We start from the raw sequence: 2850 nt of genomic DNA, 5'->3' as shown, positions 1-2850 counted from the left end.
CACCGCAGGCATCACCGGGGGGAGCCTGACGACAGTTAACCACCTGCACCAGTTGAAAAGCGGTAAAACATTTGCCAACCCCTTCCATGCCGGTCAACAACAGCGCTGCCGGAACATTCTCTGACTTAGCCATGGCCGCAAGTTGGGTAACTGCCTGCTGCTGGCCGATTACTTCGTTAAACGACATACAAGTCCTGTAAAACCCGGCTGATCTGCAGATGAATGGTTTGGATTTCCTGGGAACCATCCAGAATCATAAAACGTTTTGGGTGCTCTTTTGCCAGCTGCATGAACCCATCTTGTACCCGCTGATGGAAAGCAATTTCCAACTGCTCAAATCGATCTTCATTCCCCTGGCTGCCGTCTGTTTGATTGCGGCTCCGGGCTCTTTGCAAGCCAAGCTCCGGCGGACAATCCAGCAGAAATGTCCGGCGGGGAAAAAGTCCTCCGGTCACCAGTTTATTTAATCTGGTAATCAGATCCAGATCTCCATTTCGGGCATATCCCTGGTAAACCCAGGTTGAATCAACGTATCGATCAACCAGGACCAGACAACCCCGTTCAAGCTGGGGTTTAATCACTTTCTGCACATGTTCCCGGCGGTCAGCCAGATAAAGAAAGAGTTCGGTGACGGCTTCCGGAGAAAAATCAGGAGAAAGCAGCAAGCGACGAATTTCCCGACCCATTGGCGTCGCCCCGGGCTCCCTGGTAACCAAAACTTGGAATCCCTGTTTTTCCAGAAATTCGGCTGCCAGCTTTATCTGCGTTGATTTCCCGCAGCCTTCGATTCCTTCAAAAGAAATCAGGTCGCCTTGATGTCGATCCATATGCACCTGTTTTATCTTAATCTCAACTTTCTGACTTGCATTGTCAGGGACATATTGCCGGATGTTCGGGCTTGGCTCATAGCGGTATTGGCCGCCGAACGAATCACACGATGTGATTCGCGGCGGACGCCTCGGAAGCCGGCCATGGACGGCCGGCGAGAATGAGCGAGAGCCATGCCGGAACATCCCCGGAAATTTCTTGCAGCTGTTTTTAGGGCAACTCAGAAAGTTGAGATCTTAATCAATCAACAAGGGAGGGTTTCCCCTCCCCTGCCGGATAAATTTTTCCAGGAATCAAACCATCCTGCCATCATGAGTTTTTTATCAACAGCTGATCACGTATAGCCAGGATAGTCTGAACATAAAGTTTACTGTGATTATAAGACCAGATTACTTTCTCCTCTTTTTCAGAGGTCATTTTTTCCTTCCAGCCATGACGATTCAAATAATTCATCACACTGGCCGCGGCATCCTGATAGAGATAAAGGTCAATGGTACCATCATCATTGCCATCGACAGCATAACTGAGAAAACTGGAGGGAATAAATTGAGGGATGCCAAAAGCGCCAGCCCACGACCCTTTCAATTGAGCAATATTAACCCTTTGCCGCATTTTGAGCAGGGCTTTCAACTGACCATAGGCCCAGGATGATTTTCGCGCCGCCCGCTTAGCCAGCCACTGGTAATCAATTTCCGGATATGATTGTTTTAAAAGGTCATAGGTCTGGCGCAGTAACGGCTCCTGGTCGCACAAGGATAGCGAAGTAAAAACTTTCAACAGGGGATAGCGACCACCATTAGTGCCAAAATGAGATTCAAGCAAAAATATAGCGGCCACCAGTTCTTTGGAAACCAGGAACCGATGTTCCATTTTTTCCAGCCAGACCGCATTGTTTTTCAAAAATTCAAGGGCCAGATCCAAGGGTTTTTCGGTCAGAAAATAGTCATACGATGCCTGTTTTTCAACCTGTTTTAAATTTTTGGCCACTATTGCCGGATCAACAACCAGACCGGTTTTAATCAAATAACGTTCAGCCACTTGCGGCTCAATACCTTTTTCCGCTCCCAGGCGATTGGCAAGTGAGGTCACGTCTGTTCTCTCTGAAGCTAAAACAGGTTGAGTGAAAACCGGGTTCAGCACCAATGAAAGAAAAACAGGAAAAAACAAAAACTGAAGACGACAGGATTGTAAAATTTTCATGGGGCAAGCTACATAAATATTAAGAAAAACAGAGAAAAAACCGGTGGTAAAAGGCATTAGATATTTTCAATTTAACAATTATGTAAAAAAAAATCTATAAAATAGTTGAATATAAGCATTCAATTTGTTATCTGAATGCTATAAAAACCTAAGTTAAGCGATTAGCTGTTAGCTATCAGCGTTTAGCCTTGAAAAATAAAGGCGTTACGTTAATGAGAAATAACACCCAACGGGTGAAAGTTTGTAAGTAAATATTCGACTTTGTCTATAGATTGACAAATTTTTATTATTTCTCACAGAGACACGGAGTCACAGAGGGCAAATGACTCTGGTTCTCTGTGACTTTGTGCCTCTGTGAGAGTATTTTTATCTTTTCTGAAAACGTAGTCGAATGTTTACGTTTGTAATAGCAAAAAATCCTGTAATCATTAAACTAATAGCTAATCGCTCAGTTTAGGTAAAAGGGTGTTGCAACGATCCTTGTAACAGCTTGATTTTATTGACGTTTCCAGCAAAACCCTTCTATGTGGCTTCGCTAAAAAACTCTATGATTTCAATGGTTTAAGCAATTTGTTGCAACATCTTTATTAAGTATAAACATAGTAATTCAACTTTCTGACTTGCATTGTCAGGGATATCTTAGCCGGATGTTCGGGCTTGACTCATAGCCTGTCTGCCGACAGGCAGGCGGTATCGGCCGCCGAACGAATCACACGATGTGATTCGCGGCGGACGCCTCGGAAGCCGGCCTGTCTGCGTGCGGCACGCACAGGCAGGCCATGGACGGTCGGCGAGAATGAGCGAGAGCCATGCCGGAACATC

Annotated in this window: 4 protein-coding genes; all 4 read right to left on the bottom strand. The window is 45.5% G+C overall.

Going from position 1 to position 2850, the window contains the following annotated elements:
• The coding region (locus U9P07_08255; GenBank protein ID MEA2109393.1) for a DNA polymerase III subunit delta' at window positions 1-187 on the bottom strand (187 nt) is incomplete at its 3' end.
• Window positions 177-827 (bottom strand): dTMP kinase, encoded by a 651-nt coding sequence (tmk, locus tag U9P07_08250; protein ID MEA2109392.1) that lies wholly within the window; start codon window positions 825-827, stop codon window positions 177-179. The genes tmk and U9P07_08255, both read right to left, overlap by 11 nt.
• Before the next feature lie 11 nt (window positions 828-838).
• On the bottom strand, window positions 839-1003 hold the full coding sequence (locus U9P07_08245) for a hypothetical protein (protein MEA2109391.1): 165 nt from the start codon (window positions 1001-1003) through the stop codon (window positions 839-841).
• Between the two features lie 134 nt (window positions 1004-1137).
• Complete coding sequence (locus U9P07_08240) at window positions 1138-1917, bottom strand: lytic murein transglycosylase (GenBank protein MEA2109390.1); 780 nt, start codon at window positions 1915-1917, stop codon at window positions 1138-1140.
• Window positions 1918-2850: the final 933 nt, after the last annotated feature.

The organism is Pseudomonadota bacterium, from assembly GCA_034660915.1.
Lineage (GTDB): Bacteria > Desulfobacterota > Anaeroferrophillalia > Anaeroferrophillales > Anaeroferrophillaceae > DQWO01.
This window is presented reverse-complemented; position numbering and strand designations above follow the sequence as displayed.